This window comes from Nocardiopsis sp. LDBS0036 (assembly GCF_041228755.1).
GTDB lineage: Bacteria > Actinomycetota > Actinomycetes > Streptosporangiales > Streptosporangiaceae > Nocardiopsis > Nocardiopsis dassonvillei.
Window position 1 is genome coordinate 6,114,646 of sequence record NZ_CP141103.1, and the last position, 17,945, is coordinate 6,132,590.

Sequence of the window (17,945 nt, forward strand, 5' to 3'; positions counted from 1 at the left end):
AAACTCCGACGCTCTGGAGTCTCGCGCCTGGAGGGCGGCCGGGGGAAACCGGACACCCGCGGCGTGAGGGCAGGCAGGCACAAGTATGTCCCCACCGCGCGCGCCGCTGTCAAGCGGATCGGTGGTCCGGGCCACATCCGGTCCCCCTGCCGCGAGCCGGAAGGCTGTGTTAGTGTGCCTCGCAGGTCACGAGTACCAGCGTCAAGCCCCGGCTAGCTGGTCGGCAACCCTCCTACCGCGGTGGGGTGCCCCGGGTGAGGACCAGGTCCCGACACGACCGTGTCGGACAAGCGCGGACCCCTGAGGCGTTACCGGAGTGACATCTCCGCGGGTCCCACGACCCACAGGAGAGGTGCTTCCATGACCACTGCCGTTTCCGTCCACACCGCCCGTTCCGCCGAGTCCCCGGCCGACGCCGCCGGGTGCACCGTCGTCACCTCCGACGAGGGCGTCCCCCTGGTCACCGGCGAACGGGTCGAGTACGCCAACTTCGACTACGCGGCCAGTGCCCCGTGTCTGACCCCGGTGGCCGAGGCCCTGTCCGCGGCGCTGCCCTACTACGCCAGCGTGCACCGCGGCGCGGGCCACCACTCCCAGGTCAGCACCGACGCCTACGAGCGCGCCCGCCGCAGCGTCGCCCGCTTCGTGGGCGTGCGCGCACAGCCCGCCGACGCCGTGGTGTTCGTGCGCGGCACCACCGACGCCCTCAACCTGCTGGCCCGCTCGGTGCCCGAGGGCTGCACGGTGGTCGTGTTCGAGTCCGAGCACCACGCCAGCCTGCTGCCCTGGGAGCACCCCGCCGCCCGCGCCGGACGGGTGGTGCGCCTGCCGCTGCCCGCGTCCCCCGAGGACGCGGTGGAGGCCGCGCGCGCCGCGCTGCGCGGGGCCCCCGAGGGCCCGCGCCTGCTGTGCGTGACCGCCGCCTCCAACGTCACCGGCGAGATCTGGCCGGTGGAGGAACTGGTGCGGGCCGCCCACGCCGAGGGCGCGCGCGTGGTCGTGGACGCCGCCCAGTACGTGCCGCACCTGCCCTTCAGCCTGGAGGAGACCGGCGCCGACTACGTCGCCCTGTCCGCCCACAAGCTCTACGCCCCCTTCGGCTCCGGGGTGCTGGCCGGCCGCGCCGACTGGCTGCGCGAGGCCGCGCCCTACCTGTCCGGCGGCGGAGCCACGCGGCTGGTCGGCGAACACGACGTGGTGTGGAACGACCTGCCCGCGCGGCACGAGGCGGGCAGCCCCAACGTGCTGGGAGCCGTGGCGCTGGCCGCCGCCTGCGACACCCTCGCCCCCGCCACCCAGGAACTCCTGCACGTGCGCGAGTCGGCGCTGCTGGAGCGGCTGCGCGCGGGGCTGACGGCGGTCGACGGCGTCACCGAGCTGACCCTGTGGGGCGGTGACCACCCGCGGGTGGGCATCGTGTCGTTCACCGTGGACGGCCTGCCCGCCGACCTGCTGGCCGCGGCCCTGTCCGCCGAGTACGGGATCGGGGTGCGCGACGGCCTGTTCTGCGCCCACCCCCTCACCAGGCACCTGCTGCCCCGGGGGCACGGCCAGGCGGTGCGGGCGAGCCTGGGAGTGGGCACCACGCGGGAGCACGTGGACCGCCTCGTCGGCGCGGTCGCCGAACTCGTGGCCCGCGGACCGCGCTGGGAGTACGCCGACTGCGACGGCCGCCTCGCCCCGGTGCCCGACCCCGCGCGGGTGCTCTGACGGAGGTTCCGGGCCCGGGTGCGGCGGCTGCTCGGAAGGGTTGGGCCGGGCGCCACTACAGCTGGCTGTAACAGGGGTCGACTGGTGGGCGGGATGTTTCGGCGGGCCGCGTCTTCGTAGCGTCGGAGACGACACGGCGGGCGGTACACCGGCCGTGTCCAGCCACCCACCGAACCCCGGGAGCAGCCGTGTCCGACGACCCCTACCGCATCGACGCTCCGACCGACGGAGCCCCGTCCCCCTCCGTTCCGCGGGTGCCCGCGCGCGACCCCCGGCGCACACCCGCCCGCAGAGCCCTGCTGGTCCTGCTCGGCGTCGTCCTCGCCGGGACCGCCACGGCCAACGGCACGCTGTCCCTGCTCGGCCACGAGTTGATCGGGTCGGCCTTCGGACTCGCGGCGCTGGTCTCGCTCGTCGCGCTGATCGTCCTGGTCCGCAGGGGCGACCGGTGAGCGGCGCGAACGGGGCGGCCTCCGCCCCGGCCTCCACCGCACCGGGTTCCGCCGGTCCGGACGCCGACGGCGAGGCCGTCCGGCTCACCGACGTCCACCGCGTCTACGCCGACGGGGAGGGCGCCGTCTCGGCCCTGGCCGGGGTGTCGCTGCGGGTTCCCCGCGGCTCGTTCCTCGCCGTCATGGGGCCGTCCGGGTCGGGCAAGAGCACCCTGCTCAACTGCGCGTCCGGCATGGACCGCCCCACCTCGGGCTCGGTGGTGGTGGGCGGCACCGACATCAGCTCCCTGCGCGAGCCCCGCCGCACCGAGTTCCGCCGCGAGCGGGTCGGCTTCGTGTTCCAGTCCTACAACCTGGTGCCCACGCTCACCGCGGAGGAGAACATCACCCTGCCGCTGCGCCTGGCCGGACGGACCCCCGACCAGGGCTGGCTGCGCGCGCTCGTCGGCCGGGTGGGGGTGGGGCAGCGGCTGCGCCACCGGCCCACGGAGCTCTCCGGCGGCCAGCAGCAGCGGATCGCGATCGTGCGGGCCCTGGCCTCCCGCCCCGACATCGTCTTCGCCGACGAACCCACCGGAGCGCTCGACGGCGCGACCGCCGACAGCGTCCTGGGGCTGCTGCGGGAGGTCGTGGACGAACTCGGCCAGACCGTCGTCATGGTGACCCACGACCCCAAGGCCGCCGCCCGGGCGCACGCCACCGCGGTCATGGCCGACGGCCGCCTCGCCGACGTCCTGCACGCCCCCTCCGCGGCCGACCTGGCCGGACGCCTGGCCTCGCTGGAGACGGCCGGGGCGGAGGCGGACCGATGACGGCGACCCCCGCACCGAATCCGGCTTCCGGTCCGGCCTCTGGTTCCGGCCCCGCCTGCGGTCAGGGCCCCGTGGGCGGACGCGGCCCCCTAGCGCTGAAGCTGGCGCGCGGCCGTGCCGGGGTGCTGGCCGCTGTCGCCGTCGCGGTCCTGGGCGGATCGGCGTTCGTCACCGTCGGCGGCGTGCTGGCCGACACCGGGCTGCGCTCGTCGGTCCCCGCCGAACGCCTCCGGGGCGCGGACGCCGTGGTCGCCGCCCCCCAGACGGTCGAGCAGGCCGAGGACCTGGACCTGCCCCTGCCCGAGCGGGCCGGACTGCCCGAGGAGCTCACCGCCCGGCTGGCCGCCCTGCCCGAGGTCGGCACCGCCGTCGGCGACGTGGGGTTCCCGGCCGCCGTGCACACCGGGGACGGGCCCGCCACGGGAGCCGACCCCCGCACCACCGGCCACGGGTGGTCCTCCGCCGCGCTGCTGGAGGACGCCCCCTTGGAGGGGGAGGCGCCGCGGGGGCCGGGGGATGTGGTCCTGGACGCCGCCACGGCGGCCGCCGCCGACGCCGGGGTCGGCGACCGGGTGCGGGTCACCGCGGCGGGGCGCACCGGCGACCACCGGCTCTCCGGGGTGCTGGACACCGGCGCCACCGTGGTCCTGTTCGACGACGAAACCGCCGCCGACCTGGCCGGACGCACCGAGGGCCCGCGCGAGGGCACCGTGGACCTGGTGGCCCTGCGCGCCGCGCCCGGCGTGTCGCAGGAGCGGTTCACCGGGGCGGTGCGGGAGGCCCTGGCGGGCGAGGACGCGCTCGTGCGGACCGGGGACCGGATCGGCGACGCCGAGTCCCCGGCCGCCGGAGCCGCACGCGGTGTCCTGGTCGCGGTGGCCGGTTCGCTCAGCGGTGTCCTGGTGATGACCATCGGCCTGACCGTCGCCGGGGCGCTGTCGGTCTCCGTGGCCGCCCAGCGCCGCGACCTGGCGCTGCTGCGGGCCGTGGGCGCCACACCCCGGCAGATCCGCCGCCTGGTCGCCGCCCCCAACCTCCTCGTCACCCTGGCGGCCCTGCCCTTCGGCGTGGCCGGCGGCTATCCGCTGGCCGGGGTCGCGCTGGACTGGTTCGCCTCCCTGGGCCTCGTGCCCCCGGGCCTGCCGCCGGTGTTCGGACCGCTGCCCGCCCTGGCCACGGCGGTGTTGATGGTGCTCGCCGTGTGGCTGGCCTCGCTGGCCGCGGTCGGCCGGACCGCGGCCGCGCCGCCCACCGACGCGCTCGCCGAGTCCGTCGCCGAACCGCGGGTTCCCGGCCGGGCGCGGACCTGGACGGGGGCGGCGCTGCTCCTGGCCTCGGTGGGGGCGTCGGTCCCGGCGCTGGTGCTGGGCGACGAGACGGCTGCGGTCGGCCCGGCCTCGGCCAGCCTGCTCGCGGTGATCGGGCTGGCCCTGGTCGGCCCCGCCCTGCTGCGGGCGGTGAGCGGGGCGCTCGGCCGCCGCCTGCCCGCGCGTTCGTCCGCCCTGACCTGGCTGGCGGTGCGCAATCTGCACGGCCACTCCCACCGGGTGGCGGGCGCGGTCAGCGCGCTGGCGATGCTGGTGGCCTTCGCGCTCAGCCAGGGGTACGTCAACACCACGCTGCTGGCCGCGCAGACGGAGCAGCGACAGGACGGCGAGCTGGCCGCGAGCACGCTGACGGCGCCCGCGCTCGGCGGGCTTCCGCTGGGGCTGGCCGAGACCGTTCGGGAGGACCCGTCCGTCGCCGCGGCCGTCACCGCCACGCCGACCGCCCTCGTGTGGACCACCGAGCTGCCGTTCGATGAGGGGGTGCTGCACCAGGAGACGCCCGCGCTGGTCCTGGGGCCGGGAGCCCCGGAGGTCGTCGACGTGGGTGTCACCGAGGGCGACCTGGGCGCGCTGACCGGCGACACCGTCGCGCTGGGCGCGCAGACCGCGCGCTCCCTCGGAGCGGAGCCGGGGCAGAGGGTGGCGTTCCGCATGGGGGACGGGACCGAGGCCAGCGCCGAGGTGGTCGCGCTGTACGAGCGCGAACTCGGTTTCGGCCCGGTCCTGGTCTCGCGGGACCTGGCCCGGGGACACCTGACCGGGGACCTGCCCGCCGAGTTGCGGGTGCTCGCCGAACCCGGGCGGGAGTCCGAGGTGCGCGGGGTCCTCGACGGCCTGGCCTCGGCGCATCCGGGGGTGGAGGTCGCCGACACCGCGCCGGACGCGGCCGGGAGCGGGCTCGCGGCGAACACGGTGCTCAACCTCGTGGTGCTGCTCTGCCTGGCGGGGTACGTGCTGCTCTCGGTGGCCAACCGCCTGTCCGCCCAGACCCTGCGCCGCCGCGCGGAGACGGACTCGCTGCACGCCGTGGGCATGACCCCCGCGCAGGTCCGGTCGCTGCTGCGCAGGGAGGCCGCCCTGATCGCGGTCGGCGCGGTCGTCGCCGGTGTCCTGGCCTCGGCGGTCCCGCTCGCCTTCGCGGGGATGGGGCTCCTGGGGCGTCCGTGGCCCGGCGGCCCGTTCTGGCTGCTGCCCGCGACCGTGCTGGTGGTCGCGGTGGTGTCTTGGCTGTGCGCGGAGCTGCCCGCGAGGAGGCTGACCGCGGACCGGTGGCGCGCCGGGGCCGGGGCCTGACGGGCTTCCCCCGGGAGCGGCCCTCCGCGCGGAGCGGCGTTCTGGCGGGGACCGCCTCCGGCCGGGAGCGGCCTTCGGATGGGGGCCGTCTCCGGCCGGGAACGGCCTCCCGGTGGGGGCGGCCTCCGCCCGGGAGAGGTCCTCGTGACGGAAGGGCGGTCGCCCCCGTCGGGGGCGACGCCCCGGGGCCGGAGCCCGGGGGCGTGGAACCCCCTCGCCTCCCGAGGCCGTTTCCCGGGAAGCGCGGCAGAAAAAGCGCTTTCCCGGACGTTCCGGCCGTGCCGTGGGGCTTTCCCGGGAACACACGGCGGTGACCTGCTGGAACCGCGGGGGAGCGGGGCGTGACGCCCCCTCCCCGTTCGCGGGGCCGAGTTCGTTTACCAGAAACACTTGCGCCCCAGGAGTTCCCAAAGGGCGAAATAGGGCGCATAACACCCAAGTGTGTGCTGAGGATCACTTTCACAGGAGGTACCATCGGGCCCTGACGGCATGGCGCGACGCTGTCCGGGCCCGACCGGCCCGCCCCGCCGAGCGTCTGCCTCCCGCGAGCGAACCGGCTGGGGGAGCGTGAACGTGACCAACGTCCGAGGGCCCAAGACGGGTCGGCTCACGGCCGTGTTCCGAGGGCGCGGGTCCGTGCCCGTCCCCGGCCAGCGGTCCGGTGTGGTCGACCTCGGCTCCCGCGCGGGCGGGCGTTCCGACCCCCGGCACGCCGAGCACACCCGCCTGCACCAGGCCTTCCTGGGGCGCGTGGTCGACTACCTGTCCGCCGACGCGGGCGTGCGCCAGTTCGTCGACTGGGGGTGCCCGGTGCCCGGAACCGCCGAGCGCGTGCACGCCACCGCCCCCGACGCCTCCGTCGTCCACGTCGCCCCGCACGGCGCGGCGGGCATGCTCTCCACCCCCGGCGCCCGCGTGCTCTCCGGCGACGGATCCGGCACGGACACGCTCCTGCGCCGCCTCGGCACCTCCGGGCTCGTCGACTTCGACGAGCCCGTCGCCGTCCTGATGACCCGCCCCTTCACCGCGGACGACCCGCCCGCCCGGATCGACGCCCTGCACGCCCTCATGCGCGGGGGCGGCTACCTCGCCCTCACCTCCCCGGCGCCCCGCGCCGCGGTGGAGCGCGCCTTCGACCCCTTCCAGCCCATCGAGCCGGGCGTGGCCGACCTGCGGTGGTGGCCCTATCCGGACGAGGACGTGTCCGACGCGGGCACCGGCGTCCTGGCGGGGCTGGGCCGCGCGCCAAGACGCCGAGGGGGCGTTCGCGGGTGGCGGTGAACTGGACCGGAGAGGTCCTGGCGCAGCTGCGGTTCTACTGGGACTTCTCCCTGTGGCCCCGCCTGGAGGGGCTCACCGACGAGGAGTTCCACTGGGCCCCGGTGCCCGGGGCCTGGACCGTGCGCGAGGGGCCGGACGGACGCCACCGGCCCGACACGGCCGTCCCCGAACCCGAACCGCCGCCGGTGACCACCATCGCCTGGCGGCTCGGGCACATCGTCGTCGAGGTCCTGGAGACCCGCGTCAACTGGCACTTCGGCGACCGCACCGCCACGCGGGAGAACGCCGACTGGCCCGCGACCGCAGCCGAGGCCCGGCAGCGGCTGCGCCACGCCTACACGGCCTGGACCGCGCACGTCCAGGAGTTGGACGAGAGCGGCCTGGCCGCGCCGGTGGGCGGCGCCGAGGCGCCCCAGTGGGAGGACTTCCCGATGGTCGCCCTCGTGCTCCACGTCAACCGGGAGGTCATCCACCACGCGGCGGAGGTGGCCGCGCTGCGCGACCTGTACCGCGCGGAGTACGGCCGCTGAGCCCGACGGCCGCTCCCGTCGGACCCCGGCCGGGCCGCCCCGGACGGGGCCCTCGACGCGTTCCCTGCCGCGACGACCGCCTGACCCCGGGGCGCCCGAACCCGCTACGAGTCCAAGGCCACCGCGGACCAGACCCCGTGTGCCACACCGGTGACACTTTCGGACGGGCGGGCCCCGGTGCTCCCCCGGACGGCCCCGACACCGCCTAGACCACGTGCAGCGGGTCCATCCGCACCTGCGCCAGGTGCTCGTCGCGGCGCGCGCTGCGCGCCGAGGCCGCCACCTTGAGCGACCGGGACAGCGCGCCCACCCCGGCCCGGGGCACCCGCAGCAGCGCGCGCTCCGTGGGGTGGGCGCCGTCCGGGCCGACCGCCCGGTCCGCGCCCACCGGCACCGGCCCCAGGAGTTCGGCGCCCTCGGGCAGTTCGATCTGGTCGAGCAGCTCGCGCACGTGCTCGGGAGCGCCGGTGACCGAGGCCATCGCCACCGCGGGGGGGAACCCCAGCTCCCGGCGCTCGGCCAGCTCGCGCTCGGCGAAGCCCGCCGGGTCCCAGCGCACGAACGACTGCACCACCGGCAGCGAGGCGTCGGCCGACACCACCACCGTGCCGCCCGGCCGCACCAGGGCCCCCGCGTTCAGCCAGCGCCGCAGCGCCTCCTCCGAGGCGCGCAGGTCCATCCGGTTCAGCAGCGCCCAGCCGTCCAGCAGGACCGCCGCCGCGTACCCGTTGTCGGCCACCGGTTCGGCCCCCGGCGTGGCCACCACCAGCGACGGCGCGTCCGCCACCCGCGACAGCACCTCCTCGCGGCCCGAGGTGCGCACGGTCAGCGAGGGGAACGCGCGGCCCAGCTCCTCGGCGGTGCGGCGGGCGCCCACCACCACGGCGCGCATGCGGGTGACCCCGCACTCCGGGCACGCCCACTGCCCGGCGACCCGGCCGCACCAGCCGCACGAGGGCATGGCGTGCGAACCGCGCACGGCCAGCGGGCCCCGGCAGGAGTCGCAGCGCGCGGGCTCGCGGCACCCGGCGCAGGCCAGCGTGTTCAGGTAGCCCCGGCGCGGGACCTGGAAGAGCACCGGACCGGTCCGTGCGGCCTCGCGGGCCGCGCGCAGGGCCACGCTCGGCATCCGCGCCGACCGCGCCGCCTCGTCGCGGGCCAGTTCCCGGTCGTCCCCGGCCGCGCGGACCACGGGCGCGCGGCGGCGCAGGGTCGCCCGGTCGGCGGTCAGCGGGTGCGCCCACCCCGACTCCACCAGCAGCTGGGCGTCGGTGGTGCGCGTGTGCCCGCCGATCAGGGCACCGGCCCCGGCGCGGTGCGCGCGCATCGACAGCACCGTACGCGCGTGGGGATAGGGGGCGTGCGGGTCGGCGTGCACGTCGTCGCCGTCGTCCCACAGCACCACCAGCCCCAGGTCGCGCACCGGCGCGAACACCGCCGCGCGCGTGCCGACCACGACCCGGACCGCGCCGCGCAGCACCGAGAGCCAGCGCCGGTAGCGTTCGGCCGGTCCGAGGTCGGCGGTGAGCGCCACGTACCGGCCCTCGCCTAGGCGCTGTTCCAGGGCGTGGTCGACGGCCCGCACGTCGCGGCCGTCGGGCACCACGACCACGGTGCCGCGCCCGGCGGCCAGGGTCTGCACTGCGGCGACCGCCACCGCGTCCGCCCACCCGGTCCCGGGCAGGGCGTTCCACACCGCGCGGGCGGGCTGGCCCGCGCGCAGCGCGCGCAGGAACGAGGGGCCCTCGGGGTAGTCGGCCCAGGGGCCGGGATCGGTGGCGGCCCCGGTGGCGTCCTGTGTCGCTGCCGTAGCGGGGGGCGGGCCTGTCACGGTTGCGGGCGCCCGTGGGGTGTCGGCGGTGTTCGACGGGGCTTCAGGGCCCGTCCGGGCGCCGGGCGGGACCGCCTCGGGGGTCCCGCCCGGGGCCGTCCCGGGCGCCTCGCCCGAGGCGGTCACGGAGGGGGCGCCGTTCGGGTCCGCTCCGGTCGCCGCGATTTCCCAGGAGGGGGCCGCCCCCGGTGTCTTCGGATTTGCGCTGACCCCCGTGGCCTCCGAAGACGCTTCGGTCCCCGACATCTCCGGATTCACTCCGGACTCCGTTGTCCCCAGGGTCGTCGCGGTCGCTGCCGTCTCGGAATTCGCGCCGGAACCCGCTGTCTCCGGGGGCGCGCCGATCACGGCTGTCCCGGAACCCGCACCGGGTTCCAACATTTCCGGATCCGCGCTGGTCACGGCCGTCTCGGGTGCCGCTCCGGACTCCGCTGCCTTCGGAGCCGCGCTGACCCCGGCCGCATCCGGAGACGCGTCGGCCCCCGTTGCCTCAGCGGCCTCCGCTGCCTTGGCCGCCTCCTTCTCCACGCGGGCGTGGCGGGGCGGCACCGCCAGCCGCAGCACGTCGCTCAGCGTGCCCGCGTAGCGGTCGGCGACCGCACGGGCCAGCCCCAGGATCTCGGGGGTGAGCACGGGCTCGGGGGAGACCACCGCCTCCAGGTAGGCCAGCCGCCCCGAGAACTCCGAGGTCTCCACCCGCTCGGCCAGGAAACCGCCCAGCTGGCGGTTGTTGAACCGCACCTTCACCCGGCAACCGGGCACCGCCGCCTCGTCCATGTCGGCGGGCACCCGGTAGTCGAAGTACCGGTCCAGGTGGGGCAGCGGGGTGTCCACCACCACGCGCGCGACGGGCAGCCGCTCGGCGGGCCTGCGTGGGGCCGGGCGGCGGGACCTGCTTGCCGCCCGAGCCGTGGCCTTCTCCTGTTCCGGCTCCTGTTCCGGAAGCTCGAAGAGGACCCCGTCGGGCTGACCGGGCTGCGCTGTCATCCTCCTCTGTCTACCAGAACCGTGCGACACCGCCCCGCGCACCGGGCGGCGCGGCCCGGCGCCACTGGTAGAACTGGGGAACCGACAGACCTCGGTGGAGGGGAACCCACGTTGAAGCTTGTCTTTGCCGGAACACCGCAGGTGGCGGTACCGTCCCTGCGCGCACTGATCGACTCCGGCCACGAGGTCGCCGCCGTGGTCACCCGTCCCGACGCCCGCTCCGGGCGCGGCCGGAAGGTCTCCGCCAGCCCGGTCGGCGAACTCGCCGAGAGCGAGGGCATCGAGGTCCTCAAACCCGCCAAGGCGGGCGACCCCGAGTTCCTGGAGCGGCTGGCGCACATCGCCCCCGACTGCTGCCCCGTGGTCGCCTACGGCGCCCTGCTGCCCCAGTCCGCGCTCGACATCCCCCGCCGCGGCTGGGTCAACCTGCACTTCTCCCTGCTTCCCGCCTGGCGCGGCGCCGCCCCCGTCCAGCACGCGGTCCTGCACGGCGACGACATCACCGGCGCGTCCACCTTCCGGATCGTCAAGGAACTCGACGCCGGTCCGGTCTTCGGCACCCTCACCGAGACCGTGCGCCCCACCGACACCAGCGGTGAACTCCTCGACCGGCTCTCCGTCTCCGGCGCCGAACTCCTCGTCCGCACGATCGACGGCATCGCCGCCGACCGGCTCAGCCCGGTGGAGCAGCCCGCCGACGGAATCTCCTACGCGTCCAAGCTCACCCCCGAGGACGCCGAACTCGACTTCACCGCCCCCGCCCTGCGCGTGGACCGCACGGCCCGCGCCTGCACCCCCGCCCCGGGCGCCTGGACCACCTTCCGCGGCGGCCGCCTCAAGGTGGGGCCGGTCACCCCCCTCACCGACGCCGACACACCCGCGCTCGACCCCGGCCAGCTGCACGCCGACAAGAGGCGGGTCCTAGTCGGGACCGCCACCCACCCGGTCGTCCTGGGCGAGGTGCAGCCGCAGGGCAAGCGCGCCATGGCCGCCGTCGACTGGGCGCGCGGCGTGCGCCCAGTCGACGAGGACCGCCTGGGGCGCTGAGCTGCCGTAGTCTCGACCTGGCGGCTGAGCCCGCCGGTCCCATCCCCGGTTTGTTGAGGCAGCACACGTTGAGCGAGCAGTCCCGATCCCCGTACCGCCGTCCCCGCCGCGGCGGGAAGCCCGCGCAGGGCGGCGGCAGGGGCGGGGACGGACAGTCCCCGCCCCGCGACCCCGCCCGCCGCGTCGCCTACGACGTGCTGCGCGCGGTGGGCCAGCGCGACGCCTACGCCAACCTGCTGCTGCCCGCCCTGCTCAGCGAACGCGGCATCAGCGGCCGCGACGCGGCCCTGGCCACCGAGCTGACCTACGGGACCCTGCGCCTCCAGGGCACCTACGACGCGATCCTGGAGGCCTGCGTGGACCGCACGCTCGCCTCCGTGGACACCGAGGCGCTGCCGCTGCTGCGCCTGGGCGCACACCAGCTGCTGTCCACCAAGATCCCGCCGCACGCCGCGGTCAGCGCCACCGTGGACCTGGCCCGCAGGGTCGTGGGCCACCACCGCGGCCGGTTCGTCAACGCCGTCCTGCGCAAGGTGTCCGCCCGCGACCTGGACGCGTGGACGGCCGTGGTCGCCCCCGACCGCGCCACCGACCCCAGCGGGTACCTGTCGGTCGTGCACAGCCACCCGCGCTGGATGGTCAAGGAGCTGGCCCGGGCGCTGGGGGAGCGGTCCGCCAACGGACTGGTCGAGACCGAGCGCCTGCTCGCCGCGCACAACGAGCGGCCCCGCGTGACCCTCGTGGCCAAGCCGGGCCGCGCCACCGTCGCCGACCTGGTGGCCGCCGGTGCCGAGGAGGCCCGCTACTCGCCGTTCGCCGCCTACCTGCCCGAGGGCGACCCGGCGGCGATCCGCGAGGTGCACCAGAACCGGGCCGCGGTGCAGGACGAGGCCAGCCAGCTGGTCGCCCTCGCCCTGACCAGGGTGGACGCCCACGGGGACGACGCGCGCTGGCTCGACATGTGCGCGGGGCCGGGCGGCAAGGCCGGTCTGCTGGCGTCCCTGGCCGGGCAGCGCGACGCCCGCCTGCTGGCCGCCGAGGTGCAGCCCGCGCGGGCCGGACTGGTGGCGGGTGCGGTGCGCCGCTCCCCGCGCGACGCGGGCCGGGTCGTGGTCGCCGACGGAACCAGGCCCGCCTGGCGGCCGGGGGCCTTCGACCGGGTGCTGGTGGACGCGCCGTGCACGGGCCTGGGCGCGCTGCGCCGACGCCCGGAGTCGCGCTGGCGGCGCACCGAGGGGTCGGCCGCCGAGCTGGCGCCGCTCCAGCACGACCTGCTGACGAGCGCGGTCGAGGCGGTGCGCCCCGGCGGTGTGGTCGCCTACGTCACCTGCTCGCCGCACCTGGACGAGACCGACGGGATCGTGCGCCGGGTGCTCTCCGAGCGCGACGACCTCACGCTGCTGCGCGCCGCCGACTACCTGGACGGGGTGCCCGACCTCGCGGCCGGGCCGGAGGGAAGGTACGTCCAGTTCTGGCCGCACGTGCACGGGACCGACGCGATGTTCCTGGCGCTGCTGCGCAGGTCCGAGCGGTCCTAGGTCCGAGCGGTGCTGGGTCCGAGCGGTGCTGGGTCCGAGCGGTGCTGGGTTCGAGCGGTGCTGGGTTCGAGCGGTGCTGGGTTCGAGCGGTCCTGAAGCCGTGGGGGCCGCTCGCGCGGCGGCCCCCTCACCGACCCGGGCTGGGAAGTCCCCCGGGCCCGTCCACAGGAGGGGATCCGGGGTGGGCGGGAGAGAGACGGCCGGTCACACTGGAACACGGGGGCGTGTCACCGCGCCGACGGACGCCCGCGGCGCCCCCGATACCAGAGTAGGGGCCTGCGCGCCCTTCCCCGGAGCCCTGTGGACAACCCGTCCGGGGCGGCGGGGCGCTCGTCGTCCTCGTTCGTGTTCGGCGCTGTCCGCTGCCGACCGAGGTGTCCGCTACGTAGGGGGTCCTTCGTCCTCCGGCCCGGAAACGGTGGTGTCCGCTGCCGACGGCGGCGCGGGCTCGGGTACCGGAGGCGGCGCGGACCCCGGCGGAGGTGCGGATTCCGGGGGCGGCCGCATGGTCACCGGAGGTGCGGCCACCGGCGGCACAGGCGCGGACACCAAGGGTGCGAGCACGGGCGCCGGCGGCATGCTCGCGCGCAGGCGCAGGGTCAGCCGCTCGCCCAGCTCCCCGCTGAACGCCCCCTCGTGCGCGACCCCCGCGCGGTCGGCCAGCTCCACCGCGTGCAGGCGCACGACGGCCTCCACCAGCGTGGCGTAGTTCCCGGCCGCCGACCGGGCCCGCACCCACGCGATCCCCGCCACGGCCGCCGCTACGAGCGCTGCGGGCCACCACCACACGGTCAGCGGCAGGTACAGCAGCCCCCACGCGGTCAGCCCGGTGGCGCGGGACAGGTCCTCGCGGGCCGCGGTGACCTCCACGCGCTCCTCCTCCGGCAGGACCAGCCACAGGTGCGGCCACAGCACGGCCAGGTCCGCGCGGTGGTCGCGGGCCAGCCGCGTGCGCACGGCCGCGATCCGGTCACCGCACCAGGTGGGGCGCTCGGGCCGCTCGGGGGAGACCCTCGCCATGCGGTCGTAGGCCTTCGCGAACGCCTCCTCCCGGCCCCGGGCCTGCTCCGCCTCCCCGTTCCGCGCCCGCTCGACCTCCCCTCGCAGCCGGTCCCACCGCGCGCGGCGCGAGCGCACCCACCGCCCGGTCCAGCCGCGCAGCGGCGGCGGCCACCGCTCCCAGTCCGCGGCGGTCCACAGGCGCTCGACCAGCCAGCCCGACCCCCGGGCGACCAGGCCCACGGCGGTGCTCCCGGCCAGCACGGCGGCCAGCACCAGGGCCTGGCCGCCGAAGGTGTCCACCCGAGGATCCGCGGCCCATCCGGTGACACGCTCGGCCAGGTGCCCCGCGTCCCACGCCCCGGACCAGCCCAGGGCGTAGGCGGCGGTGGCGACCGCCAGGTAGAGGGCGCCGGGCAGCGCCAGGGTGCTGACCCACCTCTCGGTCAGCCTGCGGCCCAGTTCCGCCCAAAGGTCGCCCACCGCCTACCGCCCCCGCGGCGGGCGCAGGGCGGCGCCGCTGACCAGGCAGACCGGCACGCCCTCGGCCGGTGTGGGCTCCCACGTGCGCGCGCACCTGCCCTGGGGGCACCCGTACAGGGCGAAGGCGGGGCGGGGCAGACCGATCCCGGCCACCCCCGCGCCCCCGGACCCCACCCGGTGCACTCCGTCGGCGTGGGCGGCCAGCCCGCGCCCGTCGAGGGCGACCAGGGCCTCCTGGAGTTCGGCCAGCTCCGCCGACGCGTCCCCGCCGCCGCGCGCCGCCCCGAGCACCGCGTCGACCAGCGCTGGGCCGCCGGGCACCGGTTCCAGCCGGTCCCTGATGTCGCGGGCGTGCTCGCAGACCACGCCCAACTCCGCCGCGGTGTCCTCGCTCACGGATCTCCCATTCCTCCCGGACGCTCCTGCGCGCGGGCGTCCGCCACGGCACCTGGCACGGGCCCCACCTCCCCGGGGGCCGTGCCAGGCGCGTTCGGACGCCCTCCCCCCACTCCTCTCGGCCACTCCGCATGTCCGAAAAGGGCGATTTGTGATCTACGTCGTAAAGATCCTCCGTGAAGACGCCCCGAACAGTGAGGGGGGAGGGGAAAAACCTCTTCGCGTCCCCGCAGCTCCGGGCCCCGCACCCGGACCACCCGCCCCCCTCCGCCGTGGCTACACTGCACGCGTGGCCATCCAGATCTCACCCAGCATCCTGAGCGCCGACTTCGCGCACCTCGCCGACGAAGCGGCCGCCGTGTCCCCGTCCGCCGACTGGCTCCACGTCGACGTGATGGACAACCACTTCGTCCCGAACCTGACGCTCGGCCTGCCCATCGTGGAGTCCCTGCTCAAGGCGACCGACACCCCCCTGGACTGCCACCTGATGATCGAGGAGCCCGACCGCTGGGCCCCCGCCTACGCCGAAGCGGGCGCGGGCAGCGTCACCATCCACGCCAAGGCCGCCGGGGCCCCCGTGCGCACGCTGCGCGAGATCCGCCGCCTCGGCGCCCGCGCGGGCCTGGCCCTCAACCCCGCCGAGCCCGTCGAGCCCTACGCCGACCTCGTCGGCGAGATGGACATGCTCCTGCTCATGACCGTCGAACCCGGCTTCGGCGGACAGAAGTTCCTCGACGTGGTCCTGCCCAAGATCCGCCGCGCCCGCGAGATCCTCGACAGCCGCGAGGCCTCCGTCTGGCTCCAGGTCGACGGAGGCGTCAGCGACGAGACCATCGAGCGGGCCGCCGAGGCCGGAGCCGACGTCTTCGTCGCCGGGTCGGCCGTCTACGGGGCCCAGGACCCGGCCAAGGCCGTGGAATCCCTGCGCGCCCTCGCCACCGGGGCCGCCGCCAGGTCCTGAGCCCGAAGCCCCGACCCCCCGCAACCGAACGTCCGTCTGCGCAACGATCGCGACACGGTTCCGCCCTTCGCTGGCCCCATCCGGCGTCTCCCCCTAAGCTGTGCGACTCGTAGTCGTGAATCTCGCTTGGTCGCGGCTCCGTCTTCCCCTCCGCCTTCGCGCGCGCGGGGGAGCGGCGCGGCGTGAGCGCGTTGCCAGGCGCGGACCCCTGGGAGTACGCGTTGAACGCTTGGACCGCCGAGCACCTGGCCACGGACGCGCTGTGGGAGGCGGAGACCGCCCCCATCCTCTGGCTCCAGGGCCTGGGGGACTGGCTCGCCTACCCGCTGGGCCTGGTCACCCACCTGGGTTCCCACACGCTCGTCATCCTCGCCCTCACCCTGGTCTTCTGGTGCGTCAACCCCGGCCTGGGGGCGCGCCTGTTCGTCGTGGTGGCCTGCTCAGGCGTGGTCAACCAGCTGTTCAAGTCCCTGCTCTACGGGGCCCGGCCGCCCTGGTTCGACGCCCGCGTCACGGCCCACACGAGTTCGGACAGCTTCGGGATCCCCTCCGGGCACACCCAGGGCGCCACCGTCACCTGGGGCTACCTCGGCATCAGGTCCGGCCGCCGCGCCGTGCTGTGGGCGGCGGTCGCGGTCATCGCGCTCGTCTCGCTCTCGCGGGTCTACCTGGGCGCCCACTTCATCAGCGACGTCGTGGCCGGGCTGGTGCTGGGCGCCGCCCTGCTGTGGGCGGTCCTGCGCTGGGAGGATCGCGTCACCGCCTGGTGGCTGGGGCTGGGCACGGCCCGCTGGGTGGGCTACGCCCTGGCCGTCGCCCTGCTGCCCTGCCTGGCGGCCACCCTGTGGCAGCTGCTGGTGCGCGGTGACTGGACGGTCCCCCAGGAGTGGATCGGCGCGGTCCCCGCCGACCCGGCCGCCGAAACCCTCACCGGCCTGTACACCGTGGCCGGGACACTGCTGGGCGGGCTGGTGGGCTTCACCCTGCTCGCCCGGCGCGGATGGTACAGCGCCTCGGGCACCCTGGCCTCCCGGGCCGCCCGTTTCGTCCTGGGGGTCTCGGTGATCGTGCTGGTGCAGGTGTTCGTGAGCGTGCTCTTCGGCCACCTGGGCGGGCTCGCCAACGCCGCCGTGTCCTTCGCCGCCTACGGCGCTATCACCTTCTGGGCCTCCTTCCTGGCCCCGGAGGCCTTCGTCCGCAGCGGCCTGGCCACCCGGCCCGGGGCCGCCGCCGAGACCTCCTGAGCGGGCGGGACGCGCGGTCGCGGCGACACGCCCGCCGGGGCCGCCCGACCGGGCGCGCGCCGTCCGCGCCGACGCCGGCGGGGCCCGATGATTCGCGTCACACCGGCTAGGCGCGCCTGTTGACGAGGGGTTAGGATCCCTACCAGCAAGTTCAACACGTGCTCCGGGGTCGGTGTAATTCCGAACCGGCGGTGACAGTCCGCGACCCGGCCGAGTCCATCGGCCGGTTGAACCGGTGGAATTCCGGTACCGACGGTGAAAGTCCGGATGGGAGGCAGTACGTGTCGGGACGGCCCCTCGCCGCCCGCGTCCGCTGACGCGCGGCCCCGGTGCCGTCCTGTTCGTGGACCCTTCTCCACGCGTCCCCTCACCCCGGAGCCACCAGGCGAAGGGAAGGCAAGGGCGTGTTCACCGGAATCGTCGAGGAACTCGGCGAGGTCGTCTCCATCCAGGCCGCGGGCACCACGGGCGAGGCCGTACTGCTCACCGTCCGGGGTCCCCTGGTCAGCTCGGACGCCGCACACGGCGACTCCATCGCGGTCAACGGTGTGTGCCTGACCGTCGTCGACCGGGGCGAGGGCACCTTCACCGCCGACGTCATGAAGGAGTCGCTGGACCGCTCCAGCCTCGGCGGCCTGACTCCGGGCTCCCCCGTCAACCTCGAACGCGCCGCCCGCGCCGACGGCCGCCTGGGCGGGCACATCGTCCAGGGCCACGTCGACGGCACCGCCGCCCTGCTCTCCCGGAATCCCGGCGACAACTGGGACGTTCTGCGTTTCGGGCTGCCCGCCCACCTGTCGCCGTACGTGGTCGAGAAGGGCTCGATCACCGTCGACGGCACCAGCCTCACCGTCTCCGCGGTCAGCGAGCCCGGCGCCGAGGATGAGTTCTTCGAGGTCAGCCTCATCCCCGAGACCCTGCGGGCGACCACTCTGGGCGGACTGGTCACCGGTGCCACCGTGAACATCGAGGTGGACGTCATCGCCAAGTACGTCGAGCGCATCACCGCCGTGGCGGCGGTCCGCCCGCGGGCGTGAGCGCCCGCGCACGGCA

Annotated in this window: 14 protein-coding genes and 2 riboswitches; of the genes, 11 read left to right on the forward strand and 3 right to left on the reverse strand. The window is 76.0% G+C overall.

Going from position 1 to position 17,945, the window contains the following annotated elements; all coding sequences use genetic code 11:
• Positions 1 to 184 precede the first annotated feature (184 nt).
• A riboswitch (SAM riboswitch) is annotated at positions 185 to 299 on the forward strand.
• Positions 300 to 360: 61 nt separating this feature from the next.
• From UIS43_RS26005 to UIS43_RS26030, 6 genes are all read left to right on the forward strand, one after another.
• On the forward strand, positions 361 to 1,710 hold the full coding sequence (locus tag UIS43_RS26005; protein WP_013151898.1) for an aminotransferase class V-fold PLP-dependent enzyme: 1,350 nt from the start codon (positions 361 to 363) through the stop codon (positions 1,708 to 1,710).
• 188 nt (positions 1,711 to 1,898) lie between these two features.
• Entirely contained in the window at positions 1,899 to 2,162 is a 264-nt protein-coding gene (locus UIS43_RS26010) for a hypothetical protein (RefSeq protein ID WP_013151899.1), read from the forward strand.
• Positions 2,159 to 2,974: an ABC transporter ATP-binding protein gene (locus UIS43_RS26015; RefSeq protein ID WP_013151900.1), complete on the forward strand. Its 816-nt coding sequence runs from the start codon at positions 2,159 to 2,161 to the stop codon at positions 2,972 to 2,974. The genes UIS43_RS26010 and UIS43_RS26015 overlap by 4 nt, the downstream gene beginning before the upstream one ends.
• Positions 2,975 to 3,096: 122 nt before the next feature.
• On the forward strand, positions 3,097 to 5,595 hold the full coding sequence (locus UIS43_RS26020) for an FtsX-like permease family protein (RefSeq protein ID WP_232051639.1): 2,499 nt from the start codon (positions 3,097 to 3,099) through the stop codon (positions 5,593 to 5,595).
• A 573-nt stretch (positions 5,596 to 6,168) separates the two neighbouring features.
• Positions 6,169 to 6,876, forward strand: coding sequence for an SAM-dependent methyltransferase (locus UIS43_RS26025; protein WP_370011971.1), 708 nt, complete (start codon positions 6,169 to 6,171; stop codon positions 6,874 to 6,876).
• On the forward strand, positions 6,867 to 7,406 hold the full coding sequence (locus UIS43_RS26030; RefSeq protein WP_013151903.1) for a DinB family protein: 540 nt from the start codon (positions 6,867 to 6,869) through the stop codon (positions 7,404 to 7,406). The genes UIS43_RS26025 and UIS43_RS26030 overlap by 10 nt, the downstream gene beginning before the upstream one ends.
• 205 nt (positions 7,407 to 7,611) lie before the next feature.
• Here UIS43_RS26030 and UIS43_RS26035 read toward each other — a convergent pair whose 3' ends face one another.
• The gene (locus UIS43_RS26035; RefSeq protein WP_370011973.1) at positions 7,612 to 10,224 is read right to left on the reverse strand and encodes a primosomal protein N'; all 2,613 of its coding nucleotides are present in this window, start codon (positions 10,222 to 10,224) and stop codon (positions 7,612 to 7,614) included.
• Positions 10,225 to 10,335: 111 nt separating this feature from the next.
• Here UIS43_RS26035 and fmt point away from each other — a divergent pair, with 111 nt between their 5' ends.
• Together fmt and UIS43_RS26045 are read left to right on the forward strand one after the other, a co-directional pair.
• Positions 10,336 to 11,271: a methionyl-tRNA formyltransferase gene (gene fmt / locus UIS43_RS26040; RefSeq protein ID WP_013151905.1), complete on the forward strand. Its 936-nt coding sequence runs from the start codon at positions 10,336 to 10,338 to the stop codon at positions 11,269 to 11,271.
• Between the two features lie 68 nt (positions 11,272 to 11,339).
• Positions 11,340 to 12,809 carry a transcription antitermination factor NusB gene (locus tag UIS43_RS26045; RefSeq protein WP_358168846.1) on the forward strand — a complete coding sequence of 490 codons (1,470 nt, stop codon included), beginning with the start codon at positions 11,340 to 11,342 and terminating at the stop codon, positions 12,807 to 12,809.
• 381 nt (positions 12,810 to 13,190) lie between these two features.
• Here the strand turns inward: UIS43_RS26045 and UIS43_RS26050 are convergent, their stop codons facing one another.
• Together UIS43_RS26050 and UIS43_RS26055 are read right to left on the reverse strand one after the other, a co-directional pair.
• The gene (locus UIS43_RS26050) at positions 13,191 to 14,291 is read right to left on the reverse strand and encodes a hypothetical protein (RefSeq protein ID WP_370011976.1); all 1,101 of its coding nucleotides are present in this window, start codon (positions 14,289 to 14,291) and stop codon (positions 13,191 to 13,193) included.
• A 3-nt stretch (positions 14,292 to 14,294) separates the two neighbouring features.
• Complete coding sequence (locus UIS43_RS26055) at positions 14,295 to 14,687, reverse strand: hypothetical protein (RefSeq protein WP_370011977.1); 393 nt, start codon at positions 14,685 to 14,687, stop codon at positions 14,295 to 14,297.
• 289 nt (positions 14,688 to 14,976) lie between these two features.
• Here UIS43_RS26055 and rpe point away from each other — a divergent pair, with 289 nt between their 5' ends.
• The 3 genes from rpe to UIS43_RS26070 all read left to right on the forward strand — a co-directional run bounded on the left by rpe (position 14,977) and on the right by UIS43_RS26070 (position 17,929).
• Positions 14,977 to 15,648: a ribulose-phosphate 3-epimerase gene (rpe, locus tag UIS43_RS26060; RefSeq protein WP_013151909.1), complete on the forward strand. Its 672-nt coding sequence runs from the start codon at positions 14,977 to 14,979 to the stop codon at positions 15,646 to 15,648.
• Between the two features lie 221 nt (positions 15,649 to 15,869).
• Positions 15,870 to 16,892 (forward strand): phosphatase PAP2 family protein, encoded by a 1,023-nt coding sequence (locus UIS43_RS26065; RefSeq protein WP_081461697.1) that lies wholly within the window; start codon positions 15,870 to 15,872, stop codon positions 16,890 to 16,892.
• Positions 16,893 to 17,046: 154 nt separating this feature from the next.
• Positions 17,047 to 17,177: riboswitch (FMN riboswitch) on the forward strand.
• A gap of 119 nt (positions 17,178 to 17,296) precedes the next feature.
• Positions 17,297 to 17,929: a riboflavin synthase gene (locus tag UIS43_RS26070; protein WP_013151911.1), complete on the forward strand. Its 633-nt coding sequence runs from the start codon at positions 17,297 to 17,299 to the stop codon at positions 17,927 to 17,929.
• Positions 17,930 to 17,945: the final 16 nt, after the last annotated feature.